Origin of the sequence: Pantoea alhagi, assembly GCF_002101395.1 — a bacterium.
In the GTDB taxonomy this organism is placed as follows: Bacteria; Pseudomonadota; Gammaproteobacteria; order Enterobacterales; family Enterobacteriaceae; genus Mixta; species Mixta alhagi.
On the sequence record NZ_CP019707.1, the window covers coordinates 30,134 to 50,601 of the forward strand.

Annotated in this window: 13 protein-coding genes and 2 pseudogenes; 6 read left to right on the forward strand and 9 right to left on the reverse strand. The window is 55.1% G+C overall.

All coding sequences use genetic code 11. From position 1 onward, the window contains the following. Positions 1-4: 4 nt before the first annotated feature. The 5 genes from mobF to B1H58_RS20355 all read right to left on the reverse strand — a co-directional run bounded on the left by mobF (position 5) and on the right by B1H58_RS20355 (position 9,750). On the reverse strand, positions 5-5,125 hold the full coding sequence (mobF, locus tag B1H58_RS20335) for a MobF family relaxase (RefSeq protein ID WP_085072411.1): 5,121 nt from the start codon (positions 5,123-5,125) through the stop codon (positions 5-7). An 8-nt stretch (positions 5,126-5,133) separates the two neighbouring features. Beyond that, positions 5,134-7,299, reverse strand: coding sequence for a type IV conjugative transfer system coupling protein TraD (gene traD / locus B1H58_RS20340; RefSeq protein ID WP_085072412.1), 2,166 nt, complete (start codon positions 7,297-7,299; stop codon positions 5,134-5,136). A gap of 172 nt (positions 7,300-7,471) precedes the next feature. Beyond that, complete coding sequence (locus B1H58_RS20345; RefSeq protein ID WP_085072413.1) at positions 7,472-8,392, reverse strand: DUF6012 family protein; 921 nt, start codon at positions 8,390-8,392, stop codon at positions 7,472-7,474. Between the two features lie 66 nt (positions 8,393-8,458). Then, positions 8,459-8,998 carry a hypothetical protein gene (locus tag B1H58_RS20350; protein ID WP_085072414.1) on the reverse strand — a complete coding sequence of 180 codons (540 nt, stop codon included), beginning with the start codon at positions 8,996-8,998 and terminating at the stop codon, positions 8,459-8,461. Next, positions 8,995-9,750, reverse strand: a complete 756-nt coding sequence (locus B1H58_RS20355) for a hypothetical protein (RefSeq protein WP_085072415.1) — start codon at positions 9,748-9,750, stop codon at positions 8,995-8,997. Before B1H58_RS20355 ends, B1H58_RS20350 begins: the two co-directional genes overlap by 4 nt. A 169-nt stretch (positions 9,751-9,919) precedes the next feature. On the opposite strand from B1H58_RS20355, the gene B1H58_RS20360 reads away from it, so the two are divergent. Both B1H58_RS20360 and B1H58_RS20365 read left to right on the forward strand, forming a co-directional pair. Further along, a protein-coding gene (locus B1H58_RS20360) for an IS3 family transposase (protein WP_157130216.1) occupies positions 9,920-11,067 on the forward strand; the annotation gives its coding sequence in 2 pieces (ribosomal slippage) (positions 9,920-10,157 and positions 10,157-11,067; 1,149 coding nt in all). Positions 11,068-11,379: 312 nt separating this feature from the next. Beyond that, positions 11,380-12,087, forward strand: coding sequence for a hypothetical protein (locus B1H58_RS20365; protein WP_085072416.1), 708 nt, complete (start codon positions 11,380-11,382; stop codon positions 12,085-12,087). A gap of 277 nt (positions 12,088-12,364) precedes the next feature. On the opposite strand, the gene B1H58_RS20370 is transcribed toward B1H58_RS20365, so the two are convergent. The 4 genes from B1H58_RS20370 to B1H58_RS20390 form a co-directional block, all read right to left on the reverse strand. Continuing rightward, positions 12,365-12,937 carry a hypothetical protein gene (locus B1H58_RS20370; protein ID WP_157130259.1) on the reverse strand — a complete coding sequence of 191 codons (573 nt, stop codon included), beginning with the start codon at positions 12,935-12,937 and terminating at the stop codon, positions 12,365-12,367. A gap of 688 nt (positions 12,938-13,625) precedes the next feature. Then, entirely contained in the window at positions 13,626-14,168 is a 543-nt protein-coding gene (locus B1H58_RS20380) for a conjugation system SOS inhibitor PsiB family protein (protein ID WP_085072419.1), read from the reverse strand. 66 nt (positions 14,169-14,234) lie between these two features. Next, positions 14,235-14,465, reverse strand: coding sequence for a DUF905 domain-containing protein (locus B1H58_RS20385; protein WP_085072420.1), 231 nt, complete (start codon positions 14,463-14,465; stop codon positions 14,235-14,237). Positions 14,466-14,521: 56 nt separating this feature from the next. Next, on the reverse strand, positions 14,522-15,067 hold the full coding sequence (locus B1H58_RS20390) for a single-stranded DNA-binding protein (protein WP_085072421.1): 546 nt from the start codon (positions 15,065-15,067) through the stop codon (positions 14,522-14,524). Between the two features lie 1,052 nt (positions 15,068-16,119). Between B1H58_RS20390 and umuD the strand changes: the two are divergent. The 4 genes and pseudogenes from umuD (at position 16,120) to B1H58_RS20415 (ending at position 19,976) form a co-directional block, all read left to right on the forward strand. Continuing rightward, positions 16,120-16,561 (forward strand): annotated as a pseudogene (umuD, locus tag B1H58_RS20400) (translesion error-prone DNA polymerase V autoproteolytic subunit). A gap of 1 nt (position 16,562) precedes the next feature. Further along, positions 16,563-16,787: pseudogene (locus B1H58_RS20405) on the forward strand (Y-family DNA polymerase); the annotation flags it as partial. 77 nt (positions 16,788-16,864) lie between these two features. After that, the gene (locus B1H58_RS20410; protein ID WP_085072436.1) at positions 16,865-17,860 is read left to right on the forward strand and encodes a tyrosine-type recombinase/integrase; all 996 of its coding nucleotides are present in this window, start codon (positions 16,865-16,867) and stop codon (positions 17,858-17,860) included. After that, positions 17,850-19,976, forward strand: a complete 2,127-nt coding sequence (locus tag B1H58_RS20415; protein WP_085072424.1) for a tyrosine-type recombinase/integrase — start codon at positions 17,850-17,852, stop codon at positions 19,974-19,976. Before B1H58_RS20410 ends, B1H58_RS20415 begins: the two co-directional genes overlap by 11 nt. Positions 19,977-20,468 lie beyond the last annotated feature (492 nt).

Genomic DNA, 20,468 nt, shown 5'->3' on the forward strand with positions numbered 1-20,468 from the left:
GGGTCTACTCCAGCGTTTTTTGGGGTTTATGGCCAAACTCCGGCTCGGGTTCGCTGCGCTCATGGCGCATCACGTTTACTTCATCATTCATCATCGTGGCGCGGTCTTCCCGCTCCGGCGACAGGTCATGGTCGCGGTAATCGAATGCCTCCTCTTCACGCAGCTCTTCCAGTGCCGCCGCAAGCGCAGCCTCGCGTTCGCTGTCCCTGTCATCCGGTGCGCTCCGCGCCTCATCGGGCATGACGGGTTCCGGCTCTTTCTCCTCCTGCTCCTGTGCCGCTTTAACGGCTTTCTCCAGCGCCTCGGCCTCGCGACGGTCCAGCTCCTCACCGCCCGCCTCTGCAGTTGCCGGCGTATTCCTGTCATCGTGACGCTCACTGTGTTCAGCCGCGAGCACCACCGGGCTGTCCGGGTTGTCCTTCATCAGCTGCAGCGCCTCAGCAATATCCGCGGCTTCCAGCACCTTTCCGTGTTTCTCCCCACGCTGCAGTACGATGCGGCTGCCGTCCGCTGCCCCTTCATAATGGGCGGCAGAAAAATCCACATCTCCGCTTGAGGGCGACACGGGAACGTGCCAGTTGCCCCGCTGTCTTCCGTGCTCGTTAATAACCGGCCAGAGCATCTCCGGCGTTTTACCCGCCATAAACCGCGCATCCGCCGTCAGGTCCTCGTCAACCCGGTCCGCCAGTCGCGTCCCGGACACCGGCAGGCTTTTCTCCCATGCCTGCACCTCCCGTCCCGCACGCACGTCCTCCGCCCGCATCAGCACGTCGTGCACCGTCTGGCGCCGCCCGCTTTTGCTTTCAACCCGGGCGGCCCAGCCGGACAGGTTGTCGAAGTAGGTCTGAACGTGCTCTTTTGCCCTTGAGAGCTGCACATAGGTGCTGTCCAGGGCGGCCATCATTTTGCGCGCCCCCTCTTCCCCGAACAGGCCAATCAGGTATTTTACTGACGCGCCCTGCGAGCTGTAGGTGGTGACGGCGTAGCCGTAGTCCAGATGACGGTCGGCGTAACGCGCGGCCGGCTCAAATGACAGCTGACGGTCGCCGGTATCAAGCGTGATTTTTCCGTCCGCCGCAATGCCTGACACCACACCCATGTCGCTGGCGCGCAGGTTGCGGTTGCGGTCGGTGGCCGTCAGGCGGATTTTTTCACCGGTGCTGATTTCCCTCGTCACCTCCTCAAATACCGCCACCTCTTCCTTGCGCAGTTCGGCAGGTCTGACCCAGCGGTCAGCAGCGCCGTCAAGCCCGGCCATGCGCACCACGCCGCTTTCCGCGTCTGTTTTGCCGATCCGGTAATACTGTTCGCCCCGCTTAACCACTTTTCCCTCCTGCTCTTCCCAGAACGCCTGCCGCCCGAGGTCGGCATTACTGTTATTAACGCGCATCAGCAGCGGCAGCGTGACACCGTCACCCAGCGAGCCCTGCTCCCGAAGGCGCGCATGCACCGCCTCATTTATGGCCTGGCGATCGGCATTGAGCTCCGTCACGATAAGCGTGTTGTCACGCGCCTCCGCCGTGCGCCCGCTGTAATCGTCCGCAATAAGGCCGATGAGGTCCGGGCCCGTTTTCTCATCCGGACCGGTCTCCTCTTTCTCCATTTTGCTGCCGTCCATCGTGCTGCTTTCCGGCACGTAGGCGCCCGGCTGGCGCGGCACGCTCTGCGGGCTGGTTTCGGCCGTAATCCGCACCGCCTCACGCACGTTACCGGCAATAACGGCCTCCACGGCAGGTTTCAGCGCGGGGATCTGACGCACGATTTCCTTCATCACCGCGACATCGGCCGCGCTGCGTTCAAGCGCCAGTGCAAAGGGCGCACCGGACTCCAGCGATTTCAGCTGGTCCTGGTCACCGCTCAGAACGGCGCGGCCGCCGCCTTCGGCGATCACGTTCATCAGCGAGGCCATCTGGGCGTTGCCGTTCATGGACGATTCATCGATGACAAAGAGGGTGTTTCGGAAGTCACGCGCCTGCCCGGCGGCCTGCCACTGGCTGCTTTCGCTGAGAAAGCTGGCGATGGTCTGCGAAGGAATGCCCGCGCCGGAAAGCTCGCTGACGGCGCGGTGCGTGGGTGCCAGGCCGCGAATTTCCGGACCGTCCTCCACGGCTGCGAGCGCTGCCGCCACGGTGCGATACTGGGTGGTTTTCCCCACCCCGGCGTAACCCTGGATGGCGGTGAAGCGGTCGCGCGTGGTCAGGAAAAGGTTGCCTGCCCCGCGCTGGCCCTCCGTCAGACCCGCCGCCTTCTCCTCGCTCAGCCCGCCTGCCAGCAGCGGCTTCACGCTGTTTTTTCCTTCGGCGACGTGGCGCAGGATGGCCACCTCGTTTTCAAAGTTTTCACGCGAGATGTATCTGCCTGCCGCGCCCTGCTCCGCGCTGAGTTCAAAAATTTCGCCGCGCTGCACCAGGCGTGAGAGCTCCTCCTGCGCACGATCGGGGGTTATGCTGCGGTCTGTACTGATAACGTTAGCCAGCACCCGGACACCCGTGAACGTGACGTCCGTGCCGGCGGCTTTCTCAATGGCCAGGCGCATTACGCGCTCCGGCTGCGACATCCTGCGCGATTCCAGCTCGCGCAGCGCGTCGGACAGGTCGCTTTCGCCCGAGAGCGACTTAATGCCCTGCGTCACGCTCACCACCGGGCGGTTTTCCTCCAGCCGGCGGCCGATGGTGGCCTCGTCCAGCGGGGTGAAGGCGATGACATTTGAGCCGCTGCGGCGCAGCATGTTGACGGTCGCGTCGTTCACTTCCTTGCCCGCCACCACCGCCACCACGCTGCCCTCCGTGCGCCGCGTGGCACCAAAGGACTCTGTATAGGCGTAATCGGCGTACAGCGGCGCGTTGCGGTCCAGCTTCACGCGCTCGCCTTTTGCGTTTTCCATCAGGATGACGTCCTTAAACAGCCAGCGTCCCTCTTTCACACCGGTGACGGTCAGCCGCTCGCCGCTGCCGGCACGGCTGCCGAGCTCAGCCGTGGCGCGCAGCTGCTCGCCCTTTCGCAGCTCCAGCTTTTTCTCCCGGAACAGCCGGTAATGGCTGTCAATGCTGCTGATGCTGATCCCATGTTTCTGGCCCTTTTCGTCCGACACCGTCAGCAGGTTGTGACGCTCGCTGACGCCGGTAATGGTAAAAACCGACTTCTGCCCCTGCCCCTCGTGCTGCTCCAGCACCATGCCCGCGCGGTACACGCTGCGGTCGTTGCGGTTGGTGGCGTCCAGCCACACCGGCACCCGTACCGTGGCCTCACCCAGTACCCGTCCGAGCTGGCCCTCATCGGTGAGGATTTCCCGGGTGCGGGCCGTGAGCTGGTCGCGTGTGCGCGCGTTGCCCGCCTGCAGCGATACCGGACGCCCCAGCGCCTTTTCCTGGGCGTAGTAGCGCGCCGCCACGCTGAGCCGGTCTTCTACCGTGTCCTTCTGCACCATCGTCACGCGTACGTTTTCGGTTTTCGGGGTGGCGGTGAACTGCTTCACGCCCGCGCTGCTCAGCACGTCGGACGCAAAGCCCGCCGTTCGCCTGGCGTGCGTGTCGGTCACAAGCGTGGTGCCCTCCTGCTGCGCGGCCGCTTTCAGCACGTCGTGCAGCCCGGAGGTATTAAACCGCTCGGCCTCCGCGACCAGCACCAGCGGACGTGCCGGCAGCTCAGCGGTTTTCATCTCCTCCGCCGTCATAAGCATCACACCGGGTTTATCTCCGAAGGTGGCCTGCTGGCGCTTTCGCGCGGCCCCGTCGGCCGCCACCACGATTAACGGACGTTTGTTTTCGCCGGCCATCGCCATGATGCTGCGGTTCAGGTCGCTGATGAACTGCGTGCCGCCGCGCACATCGATGAGCGACACGGCACGATCGGCGTCAGCCACCTGCGCCAGCACGCCCTTTTCTCCCGCCGGTGCCAGAAGCCCGCCGCGTTTCTCCGCAAGACCTGCGGCCAGCTGCGCCAGGCGCGCCTCGTCGCGGACGTGAGCTGCGGTGGTGAATAACGTCTGGTTCTTGTCCACGGCGATCAGCTGACCGCGCCCGATGGCATTATCAATGGCACTGCGGGCCTGACCGTACACACCCGGTTCAACCGGGACGTGATTCAGCACGCTCGTCATCACGTCGTCGTAGGTCACGCGCACGCTTTTTGAGGACAGGCGATCAATCGCCTCGCGCACCGCACCGTCCAGTACGGAAGGCATGGCCACCTTTTTCTCTTCATTGGCGCTTTTTGCCTCCAGCGTCTGGCGGCGCGCCGCCACTTCCTGCCTGAACCTCTCCGCGTCAAAACCGGTACCCTTCAGCACTGACTGCCAGTGTTCGCGCAGCGTTTCGGGATCTTCAAAATGTTTGGCCTGCCGGGAGTCGAGCGCCGCCATGCTCTTTTGCTTCGCCGAGGCGTTCTCGCCGACCAGATCGACTATCTCCTGGCGGCGCGAGGAAAACGGCTTTACCGGCACGCCGGTGATGTCCCATTCGCCGCGCGGGCCGGTGTCTTCCGTCTGGTAGCCCGCCGGCTCAATAATGGAACGGAAATGGCCGCGATAGAGCGCGCCGATGCTGACCTGCTCGTTCCACACCACGTCGGTAAAGCCCTGTTTGCCGTTGATATCGGTGGAAAGGGTTTTCCAGCCGTTTTCCGAGAGCGTGGCGTTGGCGATGACCGCGTGCGTGTGCATCGCCGGGTCCAGGTTGCGGCTGGTATCGTGCATGAAGGTGGCAATCACCAGATTGCCGGTTTTCTCCATTTCCGTGATGCCGTCGGTCATGGTGCGCGTGGTGGCCAGCTTCTCCACCTCGTCCAGCGTGCGCCGCACCGCCTCTTTATGGGCATCCACCAGGAAGGTATCGCCGGTCACCAGCGCCAGCACCGACGCGCTTTTGGGTGCCGAGAACGTCAGGTCATAGCCCGGGCGGTGTCTGTTAACCCCACCCTCCATGCGGCGCATATCGGTGCCGTCCGGCAGCTGACCTTCCAGCACCGCCACAAAGGTATCGCGGTTTACCGGGCCTTCCAGGCCCAGGTTTTCCGCACCGGTGCCGTACCACTCCGTGGACTGCTCGCCGAGAAAGTAATAGTTGTCTTCACTGGTATAGTAGGCGCCGGCCTTGCCGGCGTTTTTGACTGAAGAGACTGACAGCATGATTCACCTCAGTTGCGGTCCAGACCAAAATCCGCGTGTTTATGTTTAACCACATCCATAACCTGCAGCGGCCGCTCAGTTTCGCGCTCTGAAACCGGTGCTGGCGCAGGGCTGTCGGCTGCAGGAGCACGTGTGGGATCAGCAACAGGCGGCGGTAAGGCGGTAACCCGGCCGCCCTTCTCGTCTGGCGCTGACTGCGCTGAGGCCGTTTCGGCGGGGGTTGTCGCGCTTTCAGCTGGCGCCGCTGCGCTCTGTGTACCCGCGGCGGCCTCAGCGCTGTCGGCTCCCTGCTCATCTGCAGCGGTTGCCGCCGCTGCCGCGTCGCCAAACAGCTTGCCCACAATCTGGCCCGCCTGGTTGTCGCTGGTTTCGCCCGCCAGCGTCGCCTCGATGTCCGGGTCAAACACATCTTCCACATCGCGGGGAATGCGCCCCTCAGCGATTTCGCGGTAGGCTCTCCAGGTTAGCTTCATGCGCACCACCGGCCACTCGCCCGGCAGGGTGATGTAGCACTCAAGGTCATTAAGGCTCTGCACGTCGGAATAGCTGACCAGGAACTCGTTCACCTCGTCTTTGGAGAACTGCACGCCGTCGCGAATGATGTCGATACCGTAGCTGTACTGATCCTTGAACTTCTTATGGCGCTGCTCGCCAATCTCCTTCTGTACCCAGTCCGCAATCGAGCCATTGGGCGCACGGTAAAAGACGCGGGTGTTCAGCAGGTCCCAGATCGATTTGGCCGCGTTGGTGCCGTACGTTTCTTCCAGCTGCGGGAAGTTCTGCAGGCCGGCGACGGTACAGCCGCCGAACTTACGGCCCTCCGCGCAGAAATCCGGCAGAATGGGCAGCTTGTGCAGGGACGGCAGCTCGTCCAGGAAGATCCAGATGCGGCGATTGCGGTCGGCCTTCAGGCCGAGAATGCCGGACATGGTCATGTAGAGCCACGCGCTCAGCAGCGGCTTCAGCGCATTGTGGTTTTGGCCGTCGCTGGAGATAAAAATCCACGGATTGTCGCCGCTTGCGTCTTCGGTGTGCAGCCAGTCGCGGATGTTAAACGGACGGCGCCCGCCCTGGTCGAGCCCCTGCAGGTAGCGCAGCGAGCGAACGTAGGTGGTGAGAATGGTGCGGATGGTCATCGCGGTTTTCTCGATGCTGCCGTCCACCAGGTTCGCCGCGTCTGTGCCTTCCAGGAACTGGCGCAGGTCCGCCAGACTGATGGACATCAGCTTTTTCAGCAGCTCACCGATGCTGCGGTTCTTTTCGCGTGCCATGCGACGGGCGGTAGCCACAAACAGCGAACGGGCCGACAGCACCCAGAACGGATCACTGCTGCCGCTGCTGTCGGGCAACAGCGAGGTGGCGAAGTTTTCAAATTCGCCCACCGTCCGGCACTCTTCCCAGAGGTCCCACGGTGCGCAGCGCGCATCGAACGGGTTGAGAATGAGATCTTTATCCTGACGGTAAAACGTCGGGATAAAGTTATTACCTTTGTCGTACACGATAACGCGATCGCCGCGCTCGCGAAGCTGGCGCAGAAGGTCATTCAGCGCGGTACTCTTGCCCGACCCGACGGTACCGTGCAGGCCAAAATTCTGCATCTCGGAGTCTTTCAGGATATGCAGGCCGCAGATGCTGAGCGGGGACATCACGCCGGCCTTTCTGAGCAGACGGTTCACGACAGCAGGACTTGTCGCGAGAATACGGCCGCCGGTAAGCTCGCTCTCGCGCTGTTTCGCGCCTTTGTTGCCCAGAAACCAGGTGATGGCCATAATGGCGGCGACGAAGGAGAACGCCGCAATGCCCCAGCCGTAAAACGCCGTGTCCTTGACGTGCTGGCCCATGAGCACAAAGTACGGATCGTTCATCACCTGCAGCGCCGTGTGTTTAAACGCCACCACCTCGCCGTTTGGCCGCTCAAAGTGAAAGGTCCAGCCGTTTTTTGACGTGCCACCGGAGAGCTTCGACAGCGGCATGATGAACCACTTAATCAGCCAGTAGGCGCTGCCGTGAATGAACTCCTGCAACGTGAGCCGCAGGAGCATCCAGGAAAAAAATATCAGCACAGAAAAAAGCACAACCCAGTAGGAGGCGATATTCATGATCTGCACAAACATGCCGATCATGTACTTCATCACCTGGCCGTCCTGGGTGAAGTCGCGGGCGTTGAGGCTCATTGAAAATCCTTTATGTGGAAACAGTGGTAAACGTGCAGAGCTGCGGACAGGCGAAAGCCAGGCAGATGACTGCGCGGGTTTAGTTACGGTGTGAACGTGCCCGGCTGGGCTGACGTGATATTCCGCCTCCTCCGCCAGACGCAGGGCGCGTCAGGCTGTGCGGCGGGCGGTCTCAGTGGTCTGAAACCTGAAACAGCGGCTGGTTAATCTGGTACTCGACAAACTGTTTTTCGGGGTCAGTCAGCGCACGAAAATGCGTGGAAAACCGGCGGATGTTGTTCATCAGGTTAGTGGTGTTGGTAAAAAACACCGGGCATACCGGGCATACCGCGCGTACTTCCTGCAATACAGGCTGGATGGTCGACGTAAACGCATCGAACTCCCCGGTTTCTTTCAGGTCGCTTTCAATAAGTTCCTCATGCTCAGTAACGGGACAGACGGTCACGCCCGGGTAGGCGTACAGAACACGCAGCGTGTCCGCGTAGTCGCGTACTTTGCAGTCAAAGGCGTCTTCCAGCGCCGGCAGGCGGTTGTTGCTGCGGGAGGGTGAAAGCAGCCGTTCAGGCTCCACGGTCGCGGCAGTATAGAATTCCGTCTGCTGCCGGATAATCCCGGCCGGGTCGGCGCGACGCCAGATAGCCGGTTCACGTACAGATGGCCTGTCGCCGGCATTCACAGTCAGGCGGGGCTGACAGGATGCGGGTATCCAGTTTTTCGTGAGGTCGGGAGCCTTATCCCGGAACGGCGTATTCCGGACGCCACTCCAGAGATGAATGACGTCCGTTGCCGCATCGTCTGCACCCACGATATGCATATGCACCCGGTGCAAAGACACATCGCCCTGCACAAACCAGCGGGTAATCACGGTAATATCCGTCACGTAATTGTCCGTATTCAGCAGAATGCCGTGAATGGCCTTACGGCCTTTTTTACGACAGACATAATGCAGGCGCTTATTTGGTGACGGGAACCGAACAGTAATATCTCTTTCAGCCTGAAGGTGCAGACCCAGCTGAGGAATTTCGATATCAATTAAATCAACAGAGATATTTGAGTAGTTAAGAAAGAAAGAGGGGGTCAGATGAATTAGCATTTTCGCCTCAACATTTTAATGCACCCAATACAAAAGGTGCATTTTCGCTAGATTAAAGGTTAAAGGTTAAAGGTTAATTTTTTTTACAGATGCACTTACAGCTCCAATGAGTGCTGAAATTTGATAACGCGACATATCAACGCTAAATATAAAAAGCAAAAGAAGAGAGGTGAGAAAATTACCGAACACAAGAATATCTATATTTAACTTATCAAACATAGACATTAAGCCTAATAACGCAATTAGAATAAACCACGCGCTACCATACATCTTAACCTTTCTCCTTATCAGTTTGACAAGCTTCAATTCCGAAACTCTTGCATCACTAAGCATTATGAATATATTTTCATATCCGTAGAAGAAAGCCAGCAGGAATATCCAGTTAACAACCCCGAAACCGAAAGAAAACAACCATGTAGCTGTCGCACCATCTTTATGGTTATCAAAAAGAGCGTAATCGACGCCGCAAAAAAATAAAAATAAAAATAAGTGCATAGATATCCTTTTTAAAGGATGAAAGAAAGATGGCACTTCACGATTTGATGAGGCCATAGCCTCAATAATATGTCCGGCATCCTTCTTAACTTCACCATATGTCATTTTCATTTTTTATCCTTGTTCGCTTGAGGGACATCTTTTAGATAATCTTTATAATCTTCCGATGTCACACTTGGCCTAGCCTTTAAATGCTCATCAGCAGCCTCTTTATTCCGGGCATATTCATTTGAACTCACCGTAAACTCCCCCATACGAGATGCAATTGCGCTGTCAGTTTCGCTCTTGCCTTTATCAAGCTCCTGCTGTGCAGCGTTTGCTCTATTCTTGACCATCCCCTGCTGAGCATCAACCTCATTGCTTACATCTGTACGAATGTTGTTTCTGGCCACGCCCGCTTCAATGCTCTGATTTGCACTGTTATATGCGCCGCCGAACTGCGCGCCTGCTGCATTCGTCGGTGCGCTCATGCCGTCACCCGTGCTTCCTGAATTGCGCGCATAGTCTCCGTCAATGCGGCCCTGCAACTTCTCAGCAAAGAACTCCTGAACCAGGCCGTCACGCTGCTTCTGGACGTTTTCGTCAGACGTATTGGTAAGGATGGTTTCTGCATTGCCCGGCGAACGCTGCATTGCCCACTGCACAAACTGCTGCGTGTAGTTATCACGTGCGCCTGCACTGAGCGTTTCAGTCTCAGAGGCCATTTTCTGCAGTTCATGCGTATGTGACTGGCTGGCAGTATACTGCGCATATTTGCTGTCAGAGGTAGTGATACCTGAAGAAATTTGGTTCATCAGGCCTGACGCATTGTTATCAACGTGCTGACCATTATAGGTCGTGCTGTAGTTACGCAGCACGTCCATACCCTGACTGAAGTCCTGCGATTCGCGTGCAGAAAGGGTCTGAGAGTTGTCGTTTCCGCTCTGACCGCCTTCTGTCGTTTGCGAGGTTGACCCGGAACGACCTGTTGAATCGCCACAGGTTTAACAGACACCCCGGAGTCATTTAAGATGACTTAAAAGAGAGGTGCTCATGAGCGGTAAACGTTATCCCGAAGAGTTTAAAATTGAAGCGGTAAAACAGGTTGTTGATCGTGGTCATTCTGTTTCCAGTGTTGCAACACGTCTCGATATCACTACCCACAGTCTTTATGCCTGGATAAAGAAGTACGGACCGGACTCTTCCACCAACAAAGAACAGTCAGATGCTCAGGCTGAGATCCGCCGACTCCAGAAGGAGCTGAAGCGGGTTACTGACGAACGGGACATATTAAAAAAAGCCGCGGCGTACTTCGCAAAGCTGTCCGACTGAGGTACGCCTTTATCCGTGACAACACCTGTTGCTGGCCTGTTCGTCTGCTCTGTCGGGTGCTGAATGTTCATCCGAGTGGGTTTTACGCCTGGCTTCAGCAGCCGCATTCACCACAGCATCAGGCGGATCTCAGGCTGACAGGACAAATCAAACAGTTCTGGCTGGAGTCCGGTTGCGTTTATGGCTATCGCAAGATCCATCTCGACCTGAAAGATAGCGGGCAACAGTGCGGGATTAACCGGGTCTGGCGGCTGATGAAGCGTGCCGGGATAAAGGCTCAGGTCGGGTATCGAAGCCCACGAGCGCATAAAGGTGAAGCCAGTATCGTGGCACCCAACAGACTCCAGCGTCAGTTCAACCCGGAAGCACCGAATGAACGTTGGGTAACGGACATAACTTACATCCGAACTCACGAAGGGTGGCTGTATCTGGCCGTAGTTGTTGACCTGTTCTCGCGCAAAGTTATTGGCTGGTCAATGCAACCCTGGATGACAAAGGATATTGTTCTGAACGCACTGCTGATGGCTGTATGGCGGCGTAATCCCCAAAAACAGGTGCTGGTTCATTCTGATCAAGGGAGTCAGTACACAAGCCATGAGTGGCAGTCGTTCCTGAAATCACACGGACTGGAGGGGAGTATGAGCCGTCGTGGTAACTGTCACGATAATGCGGTTGCAGAAAGCTTTTTCCAGTTACTGAAACGCGAGCGGATAAAGAAAAAGATTTACGGAACGCGGGAAGAAGCCCGCAGCGATATTTTTGATTACATCGAAATGTTTTATAACAGTAAGCGTCGACATGGGTCGAGTGATCAGATGCCACCGACGGAATATGAAAATCAGTATTATCAACGGCTCAGAAGTGTCTAGATTATCCGTGGCGATTCAGTCAGAAGAATGGGACATGCTGATTAATTATCCTATTACGGGCCTTAAAATGATTATTTTCTGTCTAAACCAATGAGCAAAACAGAAAAGATGTACGTAATTTTTAAACTATGTTCGCTTCTCGCTCATAGCGCACCTTCAGCTTAGTCCACTTTGTGCCAGAAGCGGACATTGCTAAAATCACGGTTGAATAGGGAGTAGGTTAATACGTATGGTTTGCCACGATTAAAGCAGCGCTGGTAGGATACACAACCCGATCTCCATGAACAGAACAACGTATATAGGAATTATGGGATGATTAATTTTGAAGGGTTACAGAACCTTCCGTTACAATTTTCACACTATGACGTAAGTCTTACGTTTGAGATTATTGCCTCTCTAAATGCGCAAACTGATGCCTCTATCGCAGCTAACATAAGCCAATACCGTACCGAAGGCCCCGAAATTGAAAAGCATGAAATCGATGCTGAAGATAATCTTTATCATGTAGTTGAGTACTATATGGGGTTAGATAGCGGCTCTGTTGATTTAGATGAAATGTTTACATCGTACTATCCCAGCATTATACGTCGCTCTGTCTTTTTGACATTGTACGGCATGCTTGAACATGATTTTGAGAAGCTGTGTAATGGTTTTGCAAGGATTCACAACGCGCCAGTTAAGCTGTCCGATCTTAAAGGTAGTGGTTTTGAACGTTGTGATTTGTATGCCAGGAAGATCATAGGCATGAAAACTTCAAAGCATTACCCGTCAGTGAGGAAAGTAACTAAGTTGCGTAATGCTTGTGCACACAACGATGCGCGTTTCGTCTTAAATGATGATAAGACCATCCCTGAGCTAGTGGAGCTGATGCGCACTTATTCTACGGTATTAGTTCAAGATAATAAGCAGGTTAACTTTAAAGCTGGATCTCTTCAGGCAATGACACACATACTAAAAATCTACTTCAATGATGTAGAGGAAGCCCTGAAGGCACATAAAGCACCTAATCCTTTCATATGATTACGCAAATAGACCTGCAGCAAATAAAAAAGCCACCCGAAGGCGGCTTACTGTCACTTACTCTCGTTCACTGTCACCAAAGCATTAATGGTGGTAATGACATTCATACCCTCACTGCTGCTATGGGCGCTCAATAATGCTATCAGCAAGTAGGGCTGACGACCCATTCCCGCTCGGCTGCTGATTTACGTGCCCTTGCTGCAACACGAATACGGGTGGCGATAACACTGTTACGCCCGTATCAGCTTTTACGAGCTACAGGCCTCAGGAACTACTATTACAGTTCTGTTCCCTTATCTTTTGCTTCCTTCACCATATTAGCCCATGCTATTACGTAATAAACATCAACGGGCCGCATCGCTATTACTAAATCAGAAACGAAATATCCTGTTTTCCGTGTAATAATCAGCAAAGGAGTATTTGTACCAGTCTCATTCTCAACCCGAAAATCCAGTTCAGCATATCGTTTGCTTTCTGAAAGGGCTCGTTTCGTTTTTTCTCTCTTTTCATATGGTTGCGCCGCCCAGTTGAGAAAATCCCTGAAGGGCACAGTATCCTTTTCAATATTGTCGGTATTAATGGTAGGCAGCCCAACATAGATCCCCCCCATATCAATTCTGAAGCGAACATAGCTTTTATTATCAGCAACTTGCACAGGGAAATGAGCGGGATTCCATTTATCCGTGACCCTGACGCCGTCCTTGAATTGCCAGTAAAGCACCTCTGTTTTGTACGTATCGAAGAACGTGAAGGTCGCATATTTAAAAAACATGTCGGTAGAATGCTTTGAACATCCACTCAGCAGCAGGCCTGACAGTAATACCAGGGTAAGCAATGCCTTATTTTTCATAATTTTCCTCAGAATCAAATCACTGTTCATCGACCATCTGCAGGAAATCTTTAAATATGGGTAATCAACTACCTGATTGATCCTCATGCGGGTGTTCATCCGCAGGTTTACCGCTCTTCAGGGGAGAACTGGATGTTTTCACTGCCTTATGAGCAATCTGCTGAGCGGTTAGCTCAGCAGAAGTCATGAACGTCGCAGCAAAGCTAAAATGATGTGACGTCGTGCCGGCTGACCATAAAATCATTCCTGACGTCACATCACCGTAGTTCCTGTTTAAAAAAACAGCATCACCATGCGCGCTGGCGCCAGACCCACGTCATATCAAGCAGATCGTTAACCCGTACGCCACGGCGGCGCCAGCATGAAAACCATCTCCGGTATGTGCTGACTGTCTGCCTGGCCAGCGCCGTTTCTGCCTCGCAGATTAGCCTCTCCTGCGCCTCTGCCTGACGCAGCAGGGCCAGCGCAGAACGCCCGGGCGTCGCTTCTCCGGGCCGCAGGACTGTGTCAGACAGACCTGGCGCCGGGAGCGTCGGCGCGGGGCTGACATCACCGTTATCAGCTTTACCTGAATTCACAACCGGCGCGAACGTATGTACAGGACATCGCGCCACGTCGTACAGATGGCAACGTTTTTGCGGCTGCGGGTAAACAGGTGGAACCATTAATGGTGTCATCATTACTGTATTCATACGCATCCCCCTTTTCTGCCCAGCACCGCCACGATTTCCGCCGGCGTGATACCCGCTGACACCATTTTCTCTATGCGCGTCAGCACCCGGCCGATGGTTTCCGGCTCAAACCGTTCGGTGTTCAATACGTACAGCCCGGTGTGATCGGGATTTATCCAGATAAGTCCGTGCCAGAACGGAGACTCGTTGCCCGGGCTCAGGATATCGAGCGTGACGTGACGGTTTTTCCGGTGCGTCAGGCGCAGGTGAACCGGGAACACCCCGCCCCACTCCTCCCGGCACTCGCAGTCAGTGAGCCAGCTGTCACTGAGCGGTAAGGCATGGAGCACCGCGCCGCACAGCCGGCGGCGGAACTCCTCGCCGCGTGCGCTGTAGGCCTCAAAATCGCCCGGCGAAAAGGCGTACAGCCGTTGCAGCGTCACGCTCTCATCGCGCGTCATCTCACTGCCGCTGCAGCTGCGGAAACCGACCGACCTGCGGCCGTAGTACGCGTGGGTCTTGCCGTTACGGATTTTTTCTTTAGACTGGATAGCTGACATATCGGATTCCTCATAATTTGATTGTCACGCCCTGCGCGGAGTTACCGCTCCGTTCAGGGCACCTTCTTAATGCGTTCTTGTGCCGTTCAGCTCGATATAAAGTCCGAGCCAGAACCCGGCCTCCGGCTCAAAATTGAATGCCTGCCAGAGCATATTTCCCCCTCTGCTGCGTACGACCAGACGAAAGTGCGTGCCCTGATCGTCTTCAATCGTGACGTTGCTGTATGTGCGGGCAACGGCCTCTGCCTGCTCCCGGGTAAAGGGTCCGTTCGGAAGTAATGGTGTGTGACTGGTCATGGTATTCTCCGGTAGTGCGCCTGCCCTGCAGCCGCAGGTCAGCGGCGCAGTGTCATTCAGAACGGGATGTCATCGTCAAAATCTGCCGGCGGCTGGTTGCCCTGCGGCGGTGCCTGGGGGTCAGGCTGCGGCTGTGCCGCACCGCGTCCGCCCCGGCTACCTTTGCCACCTTTGCCACCATTACCTGACGCTGCCGGCGGCTGCTGAGGCTGGCCGCTGAATTGCTGTCCGGTCTGTGCGCCAGTGCCGCCGCCGCGCCCGCCCAGCATCTGCATGGTGCCGCCGACGTTGACCACCACTTCCGTGGTGTGGCGCTCCTGCCCACTCTGGTCCTGCCATTTCCGTGTCTGCAGCGCGCCCTCGATGTACACCTGAGCGCCTTTACGCAGAAACTCACCGGCCACTTCAGCCAGCTTTCCGAACAGCACCACGCGATGCCATTCCGTTTTTTCTCTGGTTTCCCCGGTCTGCTTGTCGCGCCAGGATTCAGAGGTGGCCAGCGTGATGTTCGCGACCGCACCGCCGTTCGGCATGTAGCGCACCTCGGGGTCCTGCCCCAGATTGCCGACCAGAATGACCTTGTTGACGCCCCGTGAAGCCATAACATTTCTCCTCATGCAGTTGGTTTTTAACCACGTCACCCGTTGAGTTTCGGGAGCCGCGGTGTTGACGTTTTGTGGAAATCGGCTGGTTTTTTCCTCCGGTATTCACTTCACCCGTTTGAGATCCTTCGCCGCGAGGGCGTAAACCAGCGCGGGTGACGGCAGGCGTCCGGGGCGACGGGGAAATTTATTTCTGGTCTAACGAAGTGGCCGGAAAAAAATTTTCACGGCGTTCATTTCACCCTGGACGACCACGGCGCCTGTGCTTGTCTCAGCCCCGGCGAAAGGACTTAAACCGGTGAACGGCGTAGGAAAAGCACAGCACGATGCAGCAGCAACGGCGGCTGAGCGGCAGCGAAACGGCGTTGCGCCTCAGAGCGACGGCGGACTCTGGCCGTCGCGGTTCGCGCCAGCCCTGGGGCTGGCTGCAGCCCCTGCTTTGCCCTGCCGTGTCTGTGTTTTGGTCTGTGTTTTTTCTGCGGTTTTGGCCGGCTGCTGTTCAGCCGTCACCGTGCCGGCGCACGCGCCGCGGATGCAGGCAGACGGAAATGAGAAAAGCGGGGTGACAGAGTTTCAGAACAAATTCCTTATGCGACAGCTCCCTGAAAACGAACAGTGATCATACACAACGGGTTTCGCTTAAAAACCCTGCGCCGGCGTTTTCAGAGGAGTGCCAGCACGCTTTCTGCTTTCGGCCCTCAGACCCCAGCCGACAGGCCCGGAACGCGTCCCCGGCGGTCCGGCGAAGCTTACCGGCTCTGCCGGTTAGCTGAGTAGGGCTGACGACCCGACAGGGGAGCCGGAGGGGGCCCTTATCCACATCTACGCTGCACATCCGGCGCATAAAGCTGTGGATAAACAGCTGCAGCCCCTGCCCGCTGACGCCTGAAAAGCACTGGTCAATAAATAACCTGCCGTTTCGCTGTAAAACTTTATAAATCAATGATCTTCTTTTTTTGCCATGCAGGTGTGATTCACTGTGTCTTGCACAGCCCTGAAAGCCAGTTAATACTACTGTAAATACATACAGCGCTTTAACAGGGACTTTTGCTATGTTTAACGCCTTTGAGTTGATGCACCCGGCGGACAATCCGCCGCCCAGCTTCAGGCCTCTTTTCCTGGAACGTGTACCCTGCGGGTTTCCCTCTCCCTGCCAGGACTATGCGGAACAGGAGCTCGATCTGAACGAATATCTTATAGCCCACCGGGCAAGCACCTTCTTCCCGCGCGCGCAGGGCAACAGCATGCAGGACATCGGCCTTTATGACGGCGACCTGCTTATTGTCAGATCGTTCCCTCAGACCAGAGCACGGCGACATTGTCATCGCGGAGCTTTACGGCGAATTCATGGTAAAGCGGCTGCTGCTTTCCCCGAAGGGTCCCGTACTCCAGCCCATGAACCCCGCCTACCCCGTTATCATTCCTGATCCGGATACGCTGGAAATTTTCGGCGTCGTTGTGCATTTCGTTCATACCGCGCGCAGGAGAAACTGACATGTTCGGGTTAATTGACGTGAACAGCTTTTACGCCAGTGCAGAGAAGGTCTTCCGGCCTGACCTGAAAAATGCACCAGTGGCCATCCTGTCGAATAATGACGGCTGCGTGATTGCCCGCAGCAGGGAAGCGAAGAAGTATGTGAAAATGGGCGAGCCGTGGTTTAAAATAAAAAACCAGCAATTCCCCGAGAAAATACATTTTTTTTCAAGCAATTATGCACTTTAGTAAGTTAAGTGGAATGCAACATCAGGCTGTATAAACTTTGAACAGTAATTTTGACTTCAAAGGTGAAAGCAATGATCACCAGTCCACTGTGCACAAACGCCATTTTGTTATCTGAACGCTGGCTGAAAGTTCTGTCTGACCTCGGCAGGTCAAGGGCGACAGTTGATGCTTATTGCGCCGCGCTTTCCCACTATTTTTTCTTCTGCGCTCTGCGCGAATTAGCACCCGAAAACGCGATCTTTGAAGATATCGCTGCTTACATACGTCCTCAGCTACCCGGCATGACTCAGCCGGTGGCAAGCGCAACCCTGCAGCTTCGCCTTTCCGCTATACGACTGTGGTTTGACTATCTGATTTACATGGATGTCATCAGCCTGAATCCTTTGCCACGGTCCGGCTCACCCGGCATGCCTTCAGCTGGCCGCGGGCTGGTTCAGCGAATCACGCGACTGTCAGATATTCCCGACGACAGCAAGTGGTATGGTCTCCTCAATTATGTCTCGACTTGCTCACTACGCGATCGGCTGATGCTTGCGCTTGCCTATTACGGTGCCCTCAGGCGGACAGAAGTGACAGCAATAGCCGTTGAGGATATCGACCCTGCCCACAGACTTATCCGTATCCGCGCAGAGAACACCAAAAGTAAGCGCGAAAGAATAGTCTGTTATGGACCGGCAATTACGCCAGTGCTGACAGCACACCTCAGGCATCTTCGCGAGCAGGGCTTTACCGGCGGGGCATTGTTTCGTTCAGTTTCAGACAGGAACCCGGGTTCTCCGCTCTCTTACTGGAGCTGGAGTAAAACAGTACGCGAATGGGCTGATAAGGCTGATTTGACAGGCCTGTCTACACACACTTTTCGTCACCTTCGTCTGACACATCTTGCCCGGGCAGGATGGAAGCTGCATGAAATAGCAACCTATGCAGGCCATCGCGACCTTCGCACTACGCAAATCTATATCCATCTTTCCGGATCCGATCTGGCAGCCAGAATGGCACTTACTGTCGAGGATACGGACCGGAAAATAGCATCTATCATGTTCAGCCCGGAGAAGGATTATGAAAGATAAGCGAGAAAACGAATTCGTATATACCTCTTTCTGCCGTGAAGCTTATGACCTGCACAATGGATTCACAATTGAGGAGGCTGAAGCGCTCAGTACAAGTCATAAACGATCCCGCCACTACAGCAGGTGTGGCCCCCTTTCATCTTTAATCACTCCACTGATGGATATCGCCAGGAATAGCGGGACCGGCCACAGACTGACCCGCCTGGTTATAATGGCGATGCTGGCTGAAATGGCTGATGCCGGACAGCCCTGCTGGCAATGGAAGGAGGACCGGTGGATTTCCCTGTTTGGGAGGTGTCGTTCCGGAAAACCCTTACTGATGGCTTTTGCCTGTCATCTCGGACCCTTTACTTCTCCCCTGCACCTTCCTAATGAAGGGACATTTTCACTTTATGCAAGCTCCATTTATGGCAGCACTGTGTTCAGTCACCAGCTTGACCTTCTGACCGAAACGCTGATTTCACTTGGCTATGCGCAGCAGAACCAGCGTAATGCAGTTTCCTCTCCCCTGGGGCTATTGATGCTGCTCAATCATAACCCTCGCCTGGAAGATATGACCACCGAGCTTCTCTGGCAGGCTCAGCAATACAACGATGAACAGGTCTCAAGGCATATTGGTAAAATTTCCCATGGGCTGGCAGCCTTAGGAATTATCAGCAGCCCGGTTCGCATGCGTAACTATACGGAATGGCATGAGAAGCCTGTCGATAATATCAGTCCGGAATGGGCAATGTGGTGCCGGCGCTGGCGCGAAACTTCGGTGCTTCGCCCCAGATCCCGCGAAAGTCAGTACAGCTTTATTCTCCGCTGTGGTCTTTGGCTTGCACAGGAGCATCCTGACGTACAAACGCCGGCTGACTGGTCAGTTGAGGTATGCGCCAGTTTTATCGCTGCAGCAGGAAGGATGAAAGTAGATGAGCTGGCACTGGGTACGAACCGCGGGCAACGGCGCTCCAGACGTTCAGGGGAGCCTATGAAGCCGCAGTCGCGCTCGCATTTTATCTACTCGTTGCGGCGGTTCATGACTGATTTTGAAAACTGGGGATGGGGGCGACTTAAATTCAGCCCTGCCCGTCATCTTTCTACGCCCAATACCCCGCTGTTTCGAAATGGTGTAAATCCCCGCGTGATTGATGATCCGGTCTGGCTCAAACTTATCTGGGCCAGCCTTAATCTGCGCCGTGAGGACCTTCTCAGCGAAATCCATTATCCACTGTCCATGATTCAGGCAATGGCCGTTATCTGGACGTACGCAGGCTTACGGCAGAACGAACTTCTGCGGCTGACCATCGAATGCGTTACTCCGCAGTCTGACGACATAATCAGAGAAGACGGTAGCACTGTGCCAGCCGGAACGCTGTGTTACCTGCATGTGCCTGCAGGAAAAACGTCTAAAGCCTTCGTTAAACCGGTTTCCGTGGTAGTAAAAAAATACGTTGATAACTGGTTAAACGAGCGGCCCGGGGATCAGGCAAAACTGAACGATGACCGGACCGGTGAGAAGGTTCGCTATCTTTTCCAGTACCGCGGCAAGCTGGCAGGCAGATATATGATTAACCGAACCGTTATCCCCATTTTGTGTGCGAGAGCAGGCTTACCCCTTGAAGACAGCGGTGGCCCAATAACCAGCCACCGGGGGCGGGCATCTGCCGTTACAGCGCTGGCAAGCGTGCCGCAAGACATGTCGCTTTACGAACTCATGCAGTGGGCTGGACACTCTACCCCTCAGTCAACCATGCATTACCTTCGCATACGGCCCACGCAGCTGGCGGCATCGTTTGTTAAAGCTGATCGGGTAACTCATATGATAAGCGTGCTGATTGACCATGATCCTGAGGCCGTCACACTCACTGGACCGGCCACCTATTATGATCTTGGCGACTCCCGGTGCATGAATCCGTTCTGGAGCACTTGTCCCCACAGAATGGCTTGCATAGGTTGTGATTTTAACCTGCTGAAAGACAGTGCCCATGGGCTAATACTGGAGAGCAGAACATCGATCAAGCGTTATCTTGAAGAAGTTCCTCTTACACCAGATGAAAAAGCTATTGTGGAGCAAGATGCTGAAAAAATCGAACATGCACTAATTAAATTAAAAGAGAAATCATCAGGGTGAAACGGACTGCAATATGAATCGCCGCGGGGTTTACGTCTCAGTTGCACATTCTGATTTTAATCAGAATCCTGCTTTTGAATTTCTGGCGCTTGATTTCTGGCACCAGGCGGTTCAGTCGGCAAACATGATAGCCGTAAAGCCTGCAAAGCTTAAGCAAGCTGGGGAAAGCTGATCAAAGATGGGTATCAGAGAATAACGGTCGGTAGCAGCATTGATGTAAAAAATCACCTGGGGTTCCTGAGGTCCACTGAGTCCATCTTTATTGCGGCTCTAACAGGCTTACTTAAAGACCAGCATCAATATTTTAGCGGAAGGGTTGCAGGTGCATTCAATGTCTTTGATTAAAACCATCTAACTGATTTTTCCTGAGGCCTGAAAAATGAAGTATAAAAAGACCCTCTCTAGAACATGACAAAAATGTAATGAATTTAAGATTTAAACCGTGATAACTTCTTAGTTAATGAGTAACAATAGCCAGGCTGGACGACGCTG

Coding starts and splice junctions, on each gene's coding strand:
- mobF (WP_085072411.1), bottom strand. CDS start 5,125: ATGCTGTCAGTCTCTTCAGTCAAAAACGCCGGCAAGGCCGGCGCCTAC.
- traD (WP_085072412.1), bottom strand. CDS start 7,299: ATGAGCCTCAACGCCCGCGACTTCACCCAGGACGGCCAGGTGATGAAG.
- B1H58_RS20345 (WP_085072413.1), bottom strand. CDS start 8,392: ATGCTAATTCATCTGACCCCCTCTTTCTTTCTTAACTACTCAAATATC.
- B1H58_RS20350 (WP_085072414.1), bottom strand. CDS start 8,998: ATGAAAATGACATATGGTGAAGTTAAGAAGGATGCCGGACATATTATT.
- B1H58_RS20355 (WP_085072415.1), bottom strand. CDS start 9,750: ATGGACGTGCTGCGTAACTACAGCACGACCTATAATGGTCAGCACGTT.
- B1H58_RS20365 (WP_085072416.1), top strand. CDS start 11,380: ATGATTAATTTTGAAGGGTTACAGAACCTTCCGTTACAATTTTCACAC.
- B1H58_RS20370 (WP_157130259.1), bottom strand. CDS start 12,937: ATGAAAAATAAGGCATTGCTTACCCTGGTATTACTGTCAGGCCTGCTG.
- B1H58_RS20380 (WP_085072419.1), bottom strand. CDS start 14,168: ATGTCAGCTATCCAGTCTAAAGAAAAAATCCGTAACGGCAAGACCCAC.
- B1H58_RS20385 (WP_085072420.1), bottom strand. CDS start 14,465: ATGACCAGTCACACACCATTACTTCCGAACGGACCCTTTACCCGGGAG.
- B1H58_RS20390 (WP_085072421.1), bottom strand. CDS start 15,067: ATGGCTTCACGGGGCGTCAACAAGGTCATTCTGGTCGGCAATCTGGGG.
- B1H58_RS20415 (WP_085072424.1), top strand. CDS start 17,850: ATGAAAGATAAGCGAGAAAACGAATTCGTATATACCTCTTTCTGCCGT.